Source organism: Amycolatopsis sp. NPDC049691 (assembly GCF_040675005.1).
GTDB lineage: Bacteria > Actinomycetota > Actinomycetes > Mycobacteriales > Pseudonocardiaceae > Amycolatopsis.
Window position 1 is genome coordinate 60,124 of sequence record NZ_JBFANX010000013.1, and the last position, 15,615, is coordinate 75,738.

The 15,615-nt window shown below is 73.1% G+C and carries 13 protein-coding genes and 1 pseudogene; 9 read left to right on the forward strand and 5 right to left on the reverse strand.

Annotated features, from left to right (window positions below):
• Nucleotides 1–10 precede the first annotated feature (10 nt).
• Nucleotides 11–1,603, forward strand: a complete 1,593-nt coding sequence (locus AB0J40_RS27620; protein WP_364457950.1) for an NAD(P)/FAD-dependent oxidoreductase — start codon at nt 11–13, stop codon at nt 1,601–1,603.
• 319 nt (nt 1,604–1,922) lie between these two features.
• Nucleotides 1,923–3,335, forward strand: a complete 1,413-nt coding sequence (locus tag AB0J40_RS27625) for an FAD-dependent monooxygenase (protein ID WP_364457953.1) — start codon at nt 1,923–1,925, stop codon at nt 3,333–3,335.
• Nucleotides 3,336–3,340: 5 nt separating this feature from the next.
• Here the strand turns inward: AB0J40_RS27625 and AB0J40_RS27630 are convergent, their stop codons facing one another.
• Nucleotides 3,341–3,799, reverse strand: coding sequence for an SRPBCC family protein (locus AB0J40_RS27630; protein ID WP_364457956.1), 459 nt, complete (start codon nt 3,797–3,799; stop codon nt 3,341–3,343).
• Between the two features lie 82 nt (nt 3,800–3,881).
• Between AB0J40_RS27630 and AB0J40_RS27635 the strand changes: the two genes are divergently transcribed.
• Together AB0J40_RS27635 and AB0J40_RS27640 are read left to right on the forward strand one after the other, a co-directional pair.
• On the forward strand, nt 3,882–4,868 hold the full coding sequence (locus AB0J40_RS27635; RefSeq protein WP_364457959.1) for a YihY/virulence factor BrkB family protein: 987 nt from the start codon (nt 3,882–3,884) through the stop codon (nt 4,866–4,868).
• A gap of 4 nt (nt 4,869–4,872) precedes the next feature.
• Complete coding sequence (locus AB0J40_RS27640; RefSeq protein ID WP_364457962.1) at nt 4,873–5,253, forward strand: VOC family protein; 381 nt, start codon at nt 4,873–4,875, stop codon at nt 5,251–5,253.
• 4 nt (nt 5,254–5,257) lie between these two features.
• Here the strand turns inward: AB0J40_RS27640 and AB0J40_RS27645 are convergent, their stop codons facing one another.
• Together AB0J40_RS27645 and AB0J40_RS27650 are read right to left on the reverse strand one after the other, a co-directional pair.
• A complete protein-coding gene (locus AB0J40_RS27645) occupies nt 5,258–5,599 on the reverse strand; it encodes a hypothetical protein (RefSeq protein ID WP_364457965.1) in 342 nt (113 codons plus the stop codon).
• Nucleotides 5,600–5,732: 133 nt separating this feature from the next.
• Entirely contained in the window at nt 5,733–6,746 is a 1,014-nt protein-coding gene (locus tag AB0J40_RS27650; protein ID WP_364457967.1) for a DNA topoisomerase IB, read from the reverse strand.
• A gap of 96 nt (nt 6,747–6,842) precedes the next feature.
• Between AB0J40_RS27650 and AB0J40_RS27655 the strand changes: the two genes are divergently transcribed.
• Nucleotides 6,843–7,637, forward strand: coding sequence for an SDR family NAD(P)-dependent oxidoreductase (locus AB0J40_RS27655; protein ID WP_364457969.1), 795 nt, complete (start codon nt 6,843–6,845; stop codon nt 7,635–7,637).
• The gene (locus AB0J40_RS27660; RefSeq protein WP_364457971.1) at nt 7,634–8,149 is read left to right on the forward strand and encodes a DUF1360 domain-containing protein; all 516 of its coding nucleotides are present in this window, start codon (nt 7,634–7,636) and stop codon (nt 8,147–8,149) included. The genes AB0J40_RS27655 and AB0J40_RS27660 overlap by 4 nt, the downstream gene beginning before the upstream one ends.
• Here the strand turns inward: AB0J40_RS27660 and AB0J40_RS27665 are convergent.
• The gene (locus AB0J40_RS27665) at nt 8,146–8,970 is read right to left on the reverse strand and encodes an endonuclease/exonuclease/phosphatase family protein (protein WP_364457973.1); all 825 of its coding nucleotides are present in this window, start codon (nt 8,968–8,970) and stop codon (nt 8,146–8,148) included. The two genes, AB0J40_RS27660 and AB0J40_RS27665, sit on opposite strands and share 4 nt — an antisense overlap.
• Complete coding sequence (locus AB0J40_RS27670) at nt 8,967–10,469, reverse strand: FAD-dependent oxidoreductase (protein WP_364457975.1); 1,503 nt, start codon at nt 10,467–10,469, stop codon at nt 8,967–8,969. The genes AB0J40_RS27665 and AB0J40_RS27670 overlap by 4 nt, the downstream gene beginning before the upstream one ends.
• An 84-nt stretch (nt 10,470–10,553) precedes the next feature.
• Here AB0J40_RS27670 and AB0J40_RS27675 point away from each other — a divergent pair, with 84 nt between their 5' ends.
• The 3 genes and pseudogenes from AB0J40_RS27675 (at nt 10,554) to AB0J40_RS27685 (ending at nt 15,558) form a co-directional block, all read left to right on the forward strand.
• Nucleotides 10,554–11,828 carry an ATP-grasp domain-containing protein gene (locus AB0J40_RS27675; RefSeq protein ID WP_364457977.1) on the forward strand — a complete coding sequence of 425 codons (1,275 nt, stop codon included), beginning with the start codon at nt 10,554–10,556 and terminating at the stop codon, nt 11,826–11,828.
• Nucleotides 11,829–11,909: 81 nt separating this feature from the next.
• Nucleotides 11,910–13,691: a chemotaxis protein CheB gene (locus tag AB0J40_RS27680; RefSeq protein WP_364457979.1), complete on the forward strand. Its 1,782-nt coding sequence runs from the start codon at nt 11,910–11,912 to the stop codon at nt 13,689–13,691.
• Between the two features lie 11 nt (nt 13,692–13,702).
• Nucleotides 13,703–15,558: pseudogene (locus tag AB0J40_RS27685) on the forward strand (CheR family methyltransferase).
• The last annotated feature ends 57 nt before the right edge of the window (nt 15,559–15,615 follow it).

Sequence of the window (15,615 nt, forward strand, 5' to 3'; positions counted from 1 at the left end):
GAGGCCGCCAGTGAGCACCGAAGCCGCCGACGCCGTGGTGATCGGCGCCGGCCACAACGGACTGGTGGCGGCGAACCTGCTGGCCGACGCGGGCTGGTCGGTGCTCGTGCTGGAGGCGACCGAGCACGTGGGCGGCGCGGTCCGCACCGCCGAAGTGACCGAGCCGGGCTTCCGCAACGACCTGTTCAGCGCGTTCTACCCGCTCTCGGCCGTCTCGCCGGTGATCCGGGGGCTGAGGCTGGACGAGCACGGCCTGCGCTGGCGGCACGCGCCCGACGTCCTCGCGCACGTGCTGCCCGACGACCGGTGCGCGGTGCTGTCGCGGGACGTGGACCGTACGGCGGCGTCGGCCGACGAGTTCGCCCCGGGCGACGGCGACGCGTGGCGGCGGCTGTTCGAGCAGTGGCGGGAGATCCGCGAGCCGCTGCTGAACGCGCTGTTCACGCCGTTCCCGCCGGTCCGCCCGGCGCTGAAGCTGCTGCGGCGCACCGGAACCGGCGACGCGCTGCGCCTGGCGCGGATGCTGACCCTGCCGGCCCGCCGGTTCGGCGACGAGCTGTTCACCGGCGAGGGCGCGAAGCTGCTCGTGGCGGGGAATTCCGCGCACAGCGACCTTTCCGTGGACAACGCGGGCAGCGCGGTCTTCGGCTGGCTGCTCGCGATGATCGGCCAGGACGTCGGGTTCCCGGTGCCCGAAGGCGGGGCGGGGGAGCTGATCGCGGCGCTGGTGCGCCGGCTGGAGTCCCGCGGCGGGAAAGTCCACTGTGGACGTCCGGTGCGCGAGGTGCTCGTCGGCGACGGCCGGGCGCTCGGCGTCCGGGACGGCTCCGGGGTCGCGGTGCGGGCGCACAAGGCCGTCCTCGCCGACGTGCCCGCGCCGGTGCTGTACCGCAAGCTGGTGGGGGAGGAGTGGCTGCCGTCGCGGCTGCTCGAAGACCTCGGCAGGTTCGAATGGGACAGCGCGACGGTGAAGGTGGACTGGGCGCTGTCCGGCCCGATCCCGTGGACGGCCTCGGAGGCGCGCGGCGCCGGCACGATCCACTTGGGGACGGACCTGGACGGGCTGTCGGCGTTCGGCGGCGAACTGGCCCGCGGCCGGACCCCGCGCCGCCCGTTCCTGTTGCTGGGCCAGATGACCACGACCGACCCGACGCGCTCGCCGTCGGGCACGGAGGCGGCGTGGGCGTACACGCACGTGCCGCGCGGGACGATGGAGAACCGGACGGCGCTGGAGCGGCGGGTCAGGCGCATCGAGGAGACGGTCGAGGCGAACGCGCCGGGCTTCACCGGCCTGATCAAGGCGCGGTACGTGCAGGGGCCGGCGGAGCTGGCGGACCACAACCCGGGCCTGGTCGGCGGTGCGATCAACGCGGGGACGACGGCGATCCACCAGCAGCTGTTCTTCCGGCCGGTCCCGGGAACGGGCCGCGCGGACACACCGGTGGACCGGTTGTTCCTGGCGGGAGCCTCGGCCCACCCGGGCGGCGCGGTCCACGGCGGCCCGGGCGCGAACGCGGCCAAGGCGGCGCTGGCCCGGGCAGGTGCGCTGGGCGGGGGATACGCGGCGGTGATCAGAGCGGCCCACCGCGCGATCTACGGCTGAGGAACGGCCGGGTGGGCCACGGCTGAGGAGGGGGCGGGGTGCCGGTGCCGGCTGCCGGGTGAGCCGTGGGGCGCGTGGTGTGCTGGGCGGTCTCCGCCCCGCGAGCCGGCGTCGCCCGCCGGGTGGGCGGAGCTGAGCCGGGGCCGCGTGGTCTCCGCCCCGCAGCCGCCGCCAGCCACCCGCCGAGCCTGGCGACCTTTCCCGGTGTGCGACACCCGCGGGCGGGCAGTTGTTGCCACGCCGGCTATTTCGGTTGCGGCCGCTCCCTGCCTGCCGGATACTCGGCCGCCGATGGCGGGACCTGCGGAAACGGAGCTTCGTGTTCGATGTGATCATCGCCGGGTGCGGGCCCGCCGGTGCGATGCTGGCCGCCGAACTGCGGCTGCACGACGTGCGCGTCCTCGTCCTGGAACGGGAACCCGAGCCCGCGTCGTCGTTCGTGCGCGTCGTGAGCCTGCACGTCCGGAGCCTCGAACTCATGGCCATGCGCGGACTCCTGGACCGCCTCCTCGCCCACGGGCGGCAGCGCCCGGTCGGCGGGGTCTTCGCCGGCATCCCGAAGCCGGCGCCCGAGGGCCTGGAATCCGCGTTCCTGCTGGGCATCCCGCAACCGGTCGTCGACCGGCTGCTCGGCGACCACGCGGCCGGCCTGGGCGCGGAGATCCGGCGCGGGTGCGCGGTCACCGGGTTCGCGCAGGACGACGACGGCGTGACCGTCGAAACGGCCGGCGGCGAGCGGCTGCGGTCGCGGTACCTCGTCGGCTGCGACGGCGCGCGCAGCACCGTCCGCAAGCTCCTCGGCGTCGGCTTCCCCGGCGAGCCCGCGCGCACCTTCACGCTCATGGGCGAACTGGCAGCCGGTGCGCCGCCCGGGGAAATCGCCGCGAAGGCGGCCGAAGTCCGCGAGACGACCAGGTCCTTCGACTTCCGGCCCTTCGGCGAAGGCGTCTACCGCGTCGTGGTCCCGGACGCCGGAGCCGGCACGGAACCGCCCACCGTCGACGACTTCCGGCGGGCGCTGCACGCCGTCGCCGGCACCGACTTCGGCGTGCACTCCCCGCGCTGGATGTCCCGCTTCGGCGACGCCACCCGGCTCGTCGACCGGTACCGGGTCGGGCGCGTGCTGCTCGCCGGCGACGCCGCGCACATCCACCCGCCCGCCGGCGGGCAGGGCCTGAACCTGGGCGTCCAGGACGCGGTCAACCTCGGCTGGAAGCTCGCCGCGCAGGTCCGGGGCTGGGCGCCGGACACTCTGCTGGACAGCTACCACGCCGAGCGCCACCCGGTCGCCGCGGACGTGCTGGCCAACACCCGCGCCCAAGGGGAACTGCAGTCCGGCGGCCCGGGACCGCGGGCGGTGCGCGCGCTGCTCACCGAGCTGATGGACTTCCCCGACGTGCACCGGTTCCTGCTCGAAAAGATCATCGCGACCGGTATCCGCTACGACTTCGGCGCGGGCCCGGAGCCGGTCGGGCGCCGCCTGCGCGACGTCGAGCTGAAGCGGGGCAGCCTCTACGACCGGTTGCGCCGGGGCCGCGGCCTGGTGCTCGACCGCACCGAACGGCTGAGCGCCGGGGGCTGGGCGGACCGGGTCGACGTCGTGGCGGATCCCACCGCGACCGTGGACGTGCCGGCCCTCCTGCTCCGCCCCGACGGGTACGTCGCCTGGATCGGCGACCGGCAGCAGGAGCTGGACGGTCAGCTGGCCCGCTGGTTCGGCGAGCCCGCCTGAGGGAGCTACGGGCGGCTCTTCGCCCGGGCGTGCTTGCCGGTCGCCAGATCCGCCAGCCGGGCCAGGGACTCGGTGTTCCGCGGCTTCACCAGCAGCGCCTGCACGGCCGCCGGCAGCACCTTCCCCGGGCCGCGGACGATGTGCTCGGTCATCCGGACCAGCGTCCGGCCCTCGCCGTGCGGCACGAGCGTCAGCCCGACCGCCGCGGCACCCAGCGGCCAGCCGCGGGCCTCCAGGGACAGCGACTGCCCCGGCTCGACCGCCGTCACGACCGTCTCGTCCTGGATGTGCACCGGCCACGGGCCGACGCTGTGGTGGATCCGCGAGCCCACCGCGGGCCACTCCGGTTCGACGTCGCGGATGTGCGAGCTGCCGACCACCCAGCCGGCGTAGAGCCAGCCGTCGGCGAGGACGTCGAACACGGCGTCGGGCGGTACGTCGATCACGCGGCTGACCTCGGTCACGGCTTCCTCCTGCTGGTCGGGACGAACCAGGAGTACCCCGTCCCGGACGGGGTATGCCCAGCGCCGAAGCAGGAGGTGGCGAATGGCAGCCGATCGGCGCAAGGCGCCCGAAGGCCCGGGCGAGCTGACCAAGCGGACGTGGGGCGGGGTGCTCAAGCGCACCTTCAAGCAGTTCAACCGCGACAACCTGACCGACTGGGCCGCGGCGCTCACGTACTACGGCGTGCTGTCGCTGTTCCCCGGCATCATCGTCCTCACGGCGATCCTCGGCCTGCTGGGCCCGAGCGCGATCCAGACGGTGATCGACAACATCAACCAGGTGGTTCCGGGACAGGGCAAGGACATCCTCGTCGGCGCGGTCAAGGAGCTGGCCGGCTCGCGCGGCCTGGCGGGGCCGCTGGCGATCATCGGCCTGCTCGGCGCGCTGTGGTCGGCGTCCGGCTACGTCGGGGCGTTCATGCGCGCGTCGAACGCGATCTACGGCATGCCGGAGGGACGGCCGGTCTGGAAGACGATCCCGCTGCGGGTCGGGCTGACGGTCGGGATCGTGGTGCTGCTGGCGGCCTGCGCGCTGGGCGTGGTGGCGACGGGTTCGGTGGCCCGCCGGCTCGGCGACCTGATCGGGCTCGGTTCGACCGGCGTGCTGGTGTGGGAGATCGCGAAGTGGCCGGTGATCGCGCTGCTCGTCAGCCTGGCGTTCGCGCTGCTGTACTGGGTGGGGCCGAACGTGCGGCTGCCGGGGTTCAAGTGGCTCACGCCGGGCGGGCTGCTGGCGGTGGTGCTGTGGGTGCTGGCGTCGGCCGGGTTCGCGTTGTACGTGGCGAACTTCGGGTCGTACAACAAGACCTACGGTTCCCTGGCCGGGGTGATCGTGTTCCTTGTATGGTTGTGGATCTCGAACGTCGCGGTGCTGCTGGGTGCGGAGCTGGACGCCGAGCTGGCCCGCGGGCGCGCGATCGAGGCGGGCCACGAGGACGACCAGGCGGAGCCGTTCCTGCCCCCGCGCGACACGAAGGCGATGGACGCGGACGAAGCCGCGAGCGTGGCGAAGGAAACCGAACGGAGCTGAGCGGATGGCCTGCCGGATCACGGAACTGGTGCTGGACTGCCACGACCCGGACCGGCTGGCCGAGTTCTGGTGCGCGGTGCTCGGCTACGAGGTGATCGGCCACGAGCCGGACGGCCTGGAGCTGGGCCCGCCCGGCGGCCGGTTCGGCGCGGGGCCGCCGACGCTGATCCTGGCGCGGACGGAGCACCCGAAGCGCGGCAAGCTGCCGTTGCACCTGGACGTGAGCCCGGCGGGGACGGACCACGAGACGGAACTGGCGCGGCTGCTGGCGCTGGGCGCCCGGCGGGCGGACGTGGGCCAGGACGGCAGCGAGTCCTGGGAGGTGCTGCAGGACCCGGAGGGCAACGAGTTCTGCTTGCTGCGCAAGGACGTGGGGGAGGCCTGACGCGTCAGCTGTCCGCGGGCTCCGCGGCGCAGCGACGCCACCGGACCTGATCCCCGGCCGGATCGGCATGCCACACGGCCGTGCCCTCGGACTCCCACGTGGGCACCAGCCGCCCGGTCACGACCCGCCCCCGGGCCACGCGCCCGAACAGTTCGACCCCGTCCGCCCGCCGGGCCGCGGGAATCCACGCCGGGAACCGGGTGCGCGGCAGCTTCCGCTCGACCCACTCCCGCGCCGACCCCTCGCTGCCGTGCTCGGACTCGACGATGCTCGACACCGGCCCGCCGCCGCCGACCGTCAGGCCGATCGACGCGCGCCAGCGCACGGGGGAAGCGTCGGGGTTCATCGGTCCCAGGTTCCCGGAGGAACGGGTCTGCGGGCCAGTACACGGACGGGTGGATCGACGCTCACTCACCGTGTCTCCTGTCACTCGCCGGGGTAACAGCCACTCCGGTGTTCCCCGCCGTGGCGATCTTCAATCACGCGCGGCTGAGCAGCCGCGCGCACGCCTTCTCCAGCACCGCGCGGGCGTCGTCGCCGTCGAGCTTGCCCGCGCGCTTCAGCGCCGCCGAGATCGTGCGCTCGTCGCGGTAGGCCTCCACCAGCCGGGGGTCCACATAGGACGACCGGCACACCGCCGGGGTGTTGCCGAGCGCCTTCGAGACCTCCTTCATCACCCCGGCCTCCGCGCGCTTGGCCGCGGCCTTCGACGCCGGCGCCTCCGCCGCGGCGAACGCGGCCGCCGCGAGCACCGTCGCGTTCCACGTCCGCAGGTCCTTGGCCGTGCAGTCCTCACCCGCCAGCTCCTTGAACCGCTCGTTGACGTCGGCCGCGTGCACCTCGTGCCAGGTCCGGCCCTCGCGGTAGACCAGCAGCCGGTCGCTGCCGGACTTGCTGCGCAGCAGCGACTTCACCACCGAAGCCAGCGCGGCGTCGCGGATCGCCACTTCGCGGTCGATACCGCCCTTGGCGACGTAGCAGAACCGGCACTCGTCCCCGCGGACCGAGGCGTGCGAACGCAGGAGCGTCGCGACGCCGTGGGTGCCGTTCTCCTCCGCGTACTCCTCGCCGCCGGTGCGGAAGATCCCGCGGTCGAGCATCCGCAGCGCCGCCGCGAGCACCCGCTTGCGGGTGAGGCCGGACCCGGCCAGGTCCTCCTCGACCGCCGCGCGCCACGCCGGCAGCCGGCGCGCCATCGCCAGCACACGGTCGTGCTTCTCCTCGTCGCGGTCCCGGCGCCACTGCTCGTGGTAGAGGTACTGGCGCCGCCCCGCGTCGTCGGTGCCGACGGCCTGGACGTGCCCGTTCGGGTAGGGGCAGATCCAGACGTTCCGCCAGGCGGGCGGGATGACCAGGCCCTTGATCCGGTCGAGCAGCTCCGGGTCGGTGACCGGCGAGCCATCGGGCATGGCGTAGGAGAAGCCCCGGCCGCGGCGGATCCGCCGGATGCCGGGGCCGCGCAGGTCACTGCGGCGGAGTCGGGTGCGTCCCATCGCCGCGAAATACCCGCCCGGACCACCGGGAAACCATGATTGCCCGTCGGCGGGCCGGGTACGCCGGGGGAAGTCAACCGGAAGGGAGCACCTCGTATGACCACCGCCACCAAGCCGCTGGCCGTCGTCACCGGCGCGTCCAGCGGTATCGGGCTCGAGCTGGCGAAACAGTTCGCCCGGCACGACTTCGACCTCGTGCTCGCCGCCGAAGACGCCGAACTGGCCGCGGCCGCCGACCAGGTCCGTGCCTGCGGCGCCCGGGTCGAGGCGGTCCGGACCGACCTCGCCGCCGCCGAAGGCGTCGAGGAGCTCGTCCGGCACCTCGAGGGCCGCCCGGTGGAGGCGCTGGCGGTCAACGCCGGCGTCGGCATCAACGGCGAGTTCGCCGGCGACACCCGGCTGGAGGACCAGCTGACGGTCGTCGACCTCAACGTGCGCTCGGCCGTGCACCTGACCAAGCGGGTCGTGCCCGGCATGGTCGATCGCGGGCGCGGGCGGGTGCTGTTCACCTCGTCGATCGCGGGCACGTCCCCGGCGCCGTACCAGGCGGTCTACGCCGCTTCGAAGGCGTTCCTGACGTCGTTCTCCGAAGGCCTGCGTGCCGAGGTGAAGGACAAGGGCGTCACCGTGACGGCGATGCTGCCCGGCCCGGTCGACACCGAGTTCTTCGAGCGCGCGGACATGGAGGACACGAAGCTCGCCGCCGGCGACAAGGACTCGCCCGCGGAGATCGCCGAGGCCGGCTACGAAGCCCTCATGAAGGGCGACGACAAGATCGTGCCCGGCGCGGCGAAGAACAAGGTCCAGGCGGCCGCGTCCCGCGTGCTGCCGGACCCGGCCAAGGCGAAGCAGCAGGGCAAGATGATGCAGCCCGGATCGGCGGACGGATGAGCGTCGTCAAGGAGAGGGCGAAGCAGGTGCAGCGCGGCTACGCCGGTGACGCCGACCGCCCGCTGGCCGGGTACGCCGGGGTGATGGGGGCCTACGCCACCCTCGTCGGCGGGCTGACGGCACTGGGCCGCGTCCTCGGCAAGCGGCTGCCCAGCCGGTTCGGTGTGGGCGACACGGTGCTGCTGGGCACGGCCACGTTCAAGGCCAGCCGGCTGCTCGCCAAGGACGCGGTGACGAGCCCGCTGCGCGCGCCGTTCACGCGCTACGAAGAGCCGGCGGGCGACGACGAGCTGAACGAGTCCGTGCCCGGGAAGGGCCACGTCGAGCACGCGCTGGGCGAGCTGCTGTCCTGCCCGTTCTGCCTGAACGTGTGGATCGGCACGGGGCTGGCGGCCGGCCTGGTCATCGCACCGCGCCCGACCCGGCTGGCGGCCACGGTCCTGACCGCGGTCGGTGTCGCCGACGCGCTGCACCTGCTCTACGACGCCGGCAAGAAGCTCGCCTCCGGCTAGTCCGGCCACGCGCCCGGCGGGTGCGGCGGGAGGGCCAGCTCGGCGAAGACGCCGTAGTGGTCGCTCGCCTGGACGCCGTCGATCGGGTCCACCAGCACCCGCCGGCACGCGGCGACCGCCAGCGGCGGTCCCCACGGGCCGCCGCGGACCAGCACGTAGTCGATCCGGCGGCCGGTCTCCAAGGGCATGTCCCCGGCGCGGACCAGCGCGTTCTCCGGGGTGAAGGTGTGCCCCGGCTCCGACGGGTAGCAACTCGCCCACGCGTCGGTGTAGCAGACGCTCGTGCCGTTCAGCGCCTGCTTGCCGGTCAGGAACCGGATGCTCCCCGAGTCCGGCGGTGCGTCGAGGTCGCCGAGCAGCACCACGTGCTCCTCGGGCCGGGGGAGCAGCTCCTCGACGAACCGGGCCGTCCGCAGCGCCTGCACCTCGCGTTCGGCTTCGTAGCCGTACGGCCAGCTCGGCTTGTGGTGGACCATCCACAGTGGACCCCACGGCGGCGGCGCCAGCACCTGGGCGACGACCGTGGCGCACCACGCCGGCCGGATCGGCCGCCCGGCGGGCCGCTGGTCGATCTCGTGGGTCTCGCCGACCGGCCACCGGCTCGCCAGCGCCGCCCCGACGCCGCCGTCGACGCCGGAGTGCGCGACGACGTGCCAGCCGTCGCCGAGCAGCTCGGCCACCCCGTCCGGGGCGATCTCCTGCAGCGCCACGACGTCCGGCTCCAGGGCCCGCAGGCGGCCGGCGAGCAACCTCCGGCGCTCCGGCCAGCACGCGTACTCCGGTGCCAGCACGTTCATCGTGAGGACGCGCAGGCGGCTCATGCGGGCCCGCGGCGCAGCGGGCGGACCGCGGGCCCCTGCACGACCTCGCCGTCCACGCCGAACCGCGAGCCGTGGCAGGGGCAGTCCCAGGTCTTCTCGGCGTCGTTGAACGAGACGAGGCAGCCCAGGTGCGTGCAGTGCGCGCCGACGGTGTGCAGCTGCCCGGCTTCGTCGCGGTGCGCGGCGACGAGCTCGCCGCCGACCCGCACGACCTCGGCGTCCCCCGGTGCGAGGTCGTCGAGCTTCTCCGAGCGCCACAGCGCCGCCACGTGGTCGCCGATCAGGTACTTCGCGACGGTCAGGTTGTCCTCGGCCACGCCGAGCACCGAGCGGGCGTCGAAGCGGTTGGGGTCGAACAGGTCCGCCGCCGGGTGCGGCTCGCCGAGGATCCGGGCGGCGAGCACGTGGCCCGCGGCGGTGCCGCCGGTCATGCCCCACTGGCCGAACCCGGTGGCCACCCACAGGTTCTTCGTGCCCGGCAGGTACCGGCCGACGTACGGCAGGAGGTCCACAGTGGACATGTCGTGCGCGGACCAGCGGTGGGTGACCCGGTGCAGGCCCGCGTGCGCGTCCGCCCAGTCCGCGAGCCGCCGGTACCGGCGCTCGACGTGCACGTGCGCCCCCACGCGGTAGTGCTCGCCGCCGGCGATCACCAGCGGCGTGCCCGCCTCGACGTACCCGCGCACGGAGTGGTGCGTGTCGGCGTCGAGGAACATCCCCGGCGGCGGGGCGTTCCCGGCCGCCGGACCCGCCACGACCAGGTCGCGGATCGGCTCGAGCCGCGCGAAGTACAGGCCGCGGTCGAGGACGGGGTAGTGGGTCGCGACGACGACCTCGCCCGCCACGACGTCGCCGCGCGAGGTGCGGACGGTCTGCCCGTTCAGCGCGGTCGCCCGGGCGTTCTCGACGACGGTCCCGCCGGCCCGCTCGACTTCGGCGGCCAGCCCGAGCAGCCACCGGCGCGGGTGGAAGTGCGCCTGCCCGGTGGTCCGGACCGCGCCGAGCGCGGGCACGTCGAGGGCGACGTCGGTGGTGAACGAGGCGGGCAGGCCCGCCGCGGCCGCGGCTTCCGCCTCGCGCTTCAGCGAGTCGACGGTCTTCTCCCGCGTCGTGTACACGTAGCTGTCCGCGCGGGTGAAGCCGCAGTCGATCCCGAGGTCGGCCGCGGTGGCGGCGATCCATTCGAGAGCGGCGGTCTGCGTCATCGCGTAGGTCCGCGCCGCCTTCTCGCCGTGGCGGGACGTCAGGTCCGCGTACTTGGCCCCGTGCTGGGCGCTGACCTTCGCGGTGGTGTGGCCGGACACCCCGGCGGCGACCCGGTCGGCTTCCAGCACGACGACCGAGCGGCCGCCGCGGGCGAGCAGCAGGGCCGTGGTGAGGCCGGCGATGCCCGCGCCCAGCACCGCGACGTCGGCCGACTCCGGGACCGGCACCCCGGTGCGGTCGGGCGCGGGAGCGGTCTCGACCCAGAGGGACAGCGGTTCGGGCAGTGCGGTCATGCGCGCGGGGTTCCCGCTTGCGGTGAACCGAAACTCGGCCGTCCGGACCGTTTCGGCCCGGGGGTGCCGGGTAGGCCTCGGGGCATGGGTACCAACATTTTCGTGATCGGCCTGGACGAGGAGAACCAGCGCGTTCTGGAGAGACTGCCATGGGCCGGGGCCTACGAGTTCCACGGTCTGCTGACCCCCGAAGACCTGCAACACGGCGAGATCGACTTCGAAGCGCTGCTGAAGACGGCGCAGCACCAGCTGGACGCCTTCGACGGCGACGTCGGCGCGATCGTCACCTACTGGGACTTCCCGGCGGCGACGCTCGTCCCGATCCTGTGCGCCCGCTACGGCCTCCCGAGCCTGTCGCTGGAGGCGGTGCTCAAGTGCGAACACAAGTACTGGAGCCGGCTGGAGCAGCGCAAGGTGATCGACGAGCTGCCGAACTTCGGCATCGTGGACCTCGACGACGAGCACCCGGCCCCGCCCCGGGGCGTGAACTTCCCGATGTGGCTCAAGCCGGTCAAGTCGTTCTCCTCCGAACTCGCGTTCAAGGCCGGGAACGAGGCCGAGTTCGCCGACGCGGTGGCCGAGATCCGCGCCGGCGTCGGCCGGGTGGGCGAACCGTTCGGGTACGTGCTCGACCAGGTGCAGCTGCCGCCGGAGATCGCCCGGGTGGGCGGGGCGGCCTGCCTGGCCGAAGAGGCCCTGCACGGCGTGCAGGCGGCCGTGGAGGGCTACGTGTACCACGGCGAGGTCGTCGTCTACGGCGCCCTCGACTCGGTCAACTACCCCGACAGCTCGTCGTTCCTGCGCCACCAGTACCCGTCCCAGCTCGCCGAGGAGCCCGTGCGGCGGATGCGCGAGGTGGCCGAGCGGGTGATGCGGCAGATCGGCTACGACAACGGCACCTTCAGCATCGAGTTCTTCTGCGACCCCGAGTCGGGTCAGGTCGCCCTGCTGGAGATCAACCCGCGGCACTCGCAGTCGCACGCCGAGCTGTTCGAGTTCGTCGACGGCGTCGCCAACCACGAGATCATGGTGCGCCTCGGCCTCGGCCAGGACCCCGGGCGCCGGCCCAGCAAGGGCAGGTACCAGATCGCCGGCAAGTGGTACCTGCGCCGCTTCGAAGACGGCGTCGTCACGCGCGTGCCGACCCCGGATGAGGTCGCGGCGATCGAGGACCGGATCGACGGCACGCAGATCGAGATCGTGCCGGCGGCCGGGCAGCGGCTTTCGGAGCTGCCGGAACAGGACAGCTACAGCTTCGAGCTGGCGCAGCTGTTCGTGGCGGGACACACCGAACACGAGATGACGCAGAAGTACCAGGCGTGCGTGGACGCGTTGCGGTTCGAGTTCGACGAAGGGTGACGGCCGGGTTTCGATGAGCACCGGGTGGGCTACCCGGGGACCGGGGTGAGGTCTACCGTGGTTCGCGAGGAGGTGGTCACCGTGCCCGCAGCCCGGCGGGACGTCGTGGTCGCCGGGGCATCGGCCGGCGGGGTCGAAGCGCTGCGCGCGCTGGCCCGGTCGCTGCCCGCCGACTTCCCCGCCACGCTGCTGGTGGTCATGCACCTCCCACCCGGTGCGCGCAGCGCGCTGCCGATGATCCTCGACCGGGCGGGCCCGCTGCCGGCCCTGCCCGCCACCCACGGCGCGCCGCTGCGGCCGGGCGTCATCTACGTGGCGCCCCCGGACCGGCACCTGCTGACCGACGACGGTTCGGTGGTCCTGACGCGCGGACCGACGGAGAACGGCCACCGGCCGGCGATCAACGCCACCTTCCGGTCGGCGGCGGTGACGGCGGGCGCGCGCACGATCGGCGTCGTCCTCTCGGGCACCCTCGACGACGGGGCCGCCGGGCTGCGCGCGATCGTCGACCGCGGGGGCCTGGCCGTCGTGCAGGACCCCGCGGACGCGCTGTACCCGGGCATGCCGGAAAGCGCGCTGGCCGCGGTGGACGCGGAGTTCGTCCTCCCGGCGAGCGAGCTCGGCGCGGCGCTGGACAAGCTGGCCCGGGTCCCGCTGGACCCGGCGGACGCGCCGCCGTCGTCGCCCGCGCTGCTGCTCGAAGACCGGATCGCCCGCGACGGCGTGCGGGTCGGCGCCGTGCCGCCGAACGACCTGCCGCCGTCCGGGTACACCTGCCCGGACTGCCAGGGCACCCTGCTCGAAGTCGACCGGCCCGGGCAGTACCGCTGCCGGATCGGGCACGCCTGGACGGCCGAGGCGCTGCTGGGCGCCCACGACACCGAGTTCCAGCGGGCGCTGTGGACGGCACTGCGCTCGCTCGACGAGAAGGCCGGGCTGGCGGAGCGCCTGTACCGGGAATCGAAGCCGCAACCACGGCCTGCTCGCCGAGCGCTACGCCGGCACGGCGCGAGAGTGCACCACGGCCGCGGAGACCCTGCGCAAGTTCCTGCTGTCGCTGTCGGCGGAGGAGGAACCGGGAGGGGCCGCCTCGTGAGCGCCACGACCGGACGGGTGCACCTCGACCCGCGATACGGGGTCAAGGCGACGACCGCGCTCGTCACGGGAACCCTCGACGTGCAGTCCTACCCCCAACTGCGCGACGGCCTGCTCAAGATCGCCGCGGAGTCCCCCGACGGGCTCATCGCGGACATCGACGAGCTGGTCATCCACGACCCCGCGCTGGTGACGCTGTTCTCGCTGGTCGCCATGCGGATCGGCGACTGGCCCGGCATCCCGTTCAGCGTCGTCACCAGCCGTTCGGAACACCGGACGATGTTCACCGACCGGACCGTCGACCGGTTCGTGCCGGTGCACGGCGACCTCGAGACGGCCGAAAGCCGGCTCTTCTCGCCCCCGCGCCGCCGTGCCGCGCAGCTGCTGGCGCGATCGGCGAACTCGTCGGCGCTCGCGCGGGACTTCGTGCGCCGCGTCTGTGCCGAGTGGACCGTGCCGGACCTGACCGACGACGCCCTGCTGGTGGTGACCGAATTCGTCGAGAACGTCATCCGGCACACCGAGTGCACCCCGCGGGTGCGGCTGGAGCTGCGGCGCGGCATGCTGAGCGTCGCGATGAGCGACGACGACCCGAGGCAGGCGGTCCTGCTCGAACGGCTCGGCGCCCTCGAACCGGGCCTGGGCCTGCGGATGGTGGCCCAGGTGGCGAAGGTGTGGGGCTGCAACCGGTCGTGGTCCGGCGGCAAGGTCGTCTGGGCGGTGCTCACCACGCGTGCCGCTCCGCCCGGTGACCGCGGCGGCGGGTAGCGTGTCGGACCGTGACCGAGCCCAAGGAGCAGAACGGCGAATTCGAGTCGGTGCTCGCCTACCTGAAGGAGTCCCGGGGCTTCGACTTCACCGGGTACAAGCGGAGCAGCCTGATGCGGCGGGTCCGCAGGCGGATGACCCAGATCGGCGTCGACAACTACATCGACTACATCGACCAGCTCCAGGTCAACTCCGAGGAGTTCGTGTCGCTGTTCAACACGATCCTCATCAACGTCACCGGGTTCTTCCGCGACCCCGACGCCTGGGACTACCTGCGTGAGCACGTGCTGCCCGGCCTGCTGGCCGAGCGCAGCCCGGAGGAGCCGATCCGCGTGTGGAGCGCCGGCTGCGCGGGCGGCCAGGAGGCCTACAGCCTCGCCATGCTCTTCGCCGACGCCATATCGGCATCGACGCGTTCCGCCAGCGGGTCAAGATCTACGCCACCGACGTCGACGACGAAGCACTGGCGCAGGCGCGGCACGCGGCCTACACCCCCGCCGAGGTCGAGGGCCTGACCGAAGACCAGCTGGAGCAGTACTTCGAGCTGCAGGGCAGCCGGTACTGCTTCCGCAAGGACCTGCGCCGCTCGGTGATCTTCGGCCGCAACGACCTGGTGCAGGACGCGCCGATCTCGCGGATCGACCTGCTGGTCTGCCGCAACACGCTGATGTACTTCAACGCCGAGACGCAGACGAAGATCCTCGAGCGGTTCCACTTCGCGCTGGCGCCGAAGGGCATGCTGTTCCTCGGCAAGGCCGAGATGCTGCTGTCGCACGCCCGGATCTTCGAGCCCCTCGACCTCAAGCGGCGGGTGTTCCGCAAGGCCGTCAACGCTCCGGTCAGCTACAACCACTTCGTCTCGACGGGCTTCCCGCAGCGCCGGACCCGCGACATCTCCGGGCTGGACGAGCTGCGCGAGCACGCCTTCTCGGCGAGCCCGGTGGCGCAGATCGTGGTCACCGACGACGAGGTCACCGCGCTCGTCAACGCGCAGGCGGAAGTCGCGTTCGGACTGTCCGAACGCGACATCGGCCGCCCGCTGCGCGACCTCGACGTGTCGTACCGGCCGGTGGCCCTGCGCGCGTACGTCGAGCAGGCGCGGCTGGAGCGCCGGTCCCTGCGGATCAAGGACGTCGAATGGCGCCGGGCCGGCGAGGTCGTCTGGTACGAGGTGCACGTCAACCCGCTGGTGGGCAAGGAGAAGAAGCTCCTCGGCGTGTCCGTGGTGTTCCACGACGTCAGCTGGGCGCGGCAGCTGCTCACCGAGCTGGAGCACACGAACCGCCAGCTGGAGTCGGCCTACGAAGAGCTGCAGTCGACGAACGAGGAGCTGGAGACCACCAACGAGGAGCTCCAGTCCACGGTGGAGGAACTGGAGACCACGAACGAAGAGCTCCAGTCCACCAACGAAGAGCTGGAGACGATGAACGAGGAGCTCCAGTCGACCAACGACGAGCTCCAGACGATCAACGACGCCCTGCGGGAGCGCAGTCTCGACCTCGACGAGGTCAACGAGTTCTTCGAGTCGGTGCTGACGTCGGTCCAGGCGGGCATCGTGGTGGTGGACCGCGAGATGCGGGTCAAGGCGTGGAACCGCGGTGCCGAGGACCTGTGGGGCGTGCGCCGGGAAGAAGCCGAGGGTACGCACCTGCTCAACCTGGACATCGGGCTCTCGCTGACGGACCTGCGCCCGGCGGTCCGCGACGCGCTGGCGGACGCGGGCTTCCACACGGAGGTCACCTTGGAGGCGATCAACCGCCGCGGCCGGGCGACGGTGGTGCGCCTGCGCTGCAGCGCGCTGCGGAGCGCGAACGGCGAGAGCCAGGGCGCGCTGCTGATGATGGAGGAGACCCCGCCGGCGGCGTAGGTCCCCGGGCCGGGTGGAGTGGCGGGAACTCGGCCGTCCCGGGGTGGCCGGAACCCA

Coding starts and splice junctions, on each gene's coding strand:
- AB0J40_RS27640 (WP_364457962.1), top strand. CDS start 4,873: ATGGCCTGCCGGATCACGGAACTGGTGCTGGACTGCCACGACCCGGAC.
- AB0J40_RS27635 (WP_364457959.1), top strand. CDS start 3,882: ATGGCAGCCGATCGGCGCAAGGCGCCCGAAGGCCCGGGCGAGCTGACC.
- AB0J40_RS27655 (WP_364457969.1), top strand. CDS start 6,843: ATGACCACCGCCACCAAGCCGCTGGCCGTCGTCACCGGCGCGTCCAGC.
- AB0J40_RS27650 (WP_364457967.1), bottom strand. CDS start 6,746: ATGGGACGCACCCGACTCCGCCGCAGTGACCTGCGCGGCCCCGGCATC.
- AB0J40_RS27660 (WP_364457971.1), top strand. CDS start 7,634: ATGAGCGTCGTCAAGGAGAGGGCGAAGCAGGTGCAGCGCGGCTACGCC.
- AB0J40_RS27645 (WP_364457965.1), bottom strand. CDS start 5,599: ATGAACCCCGACGCTTCCCCCGTGCGCTGGCGCGCGTCGATCGGCCTG.
- AB0J40_RS27665 (WP_364457973.1), bottom strand. CDS start 8,970: ATGAGCCGCCTGCGCGTCCTCACGATGAACGTGCTGGCACCGGAGTAC.
- AB0J40_RS27675 (WP_364457977.1), top strand. CDS start 10,554: ATGGGTACCAACATTTTCGTGATCGGCCTGGACGAGGAGAACCAGCGC.
- AB0J40_RS27670 (WP_364457975.1), bottom strand. CDS start 10,469: ATGACCGCACTGCCCGAACCGCTGTCCCTCTGGGTCGAGACCGCTCCC.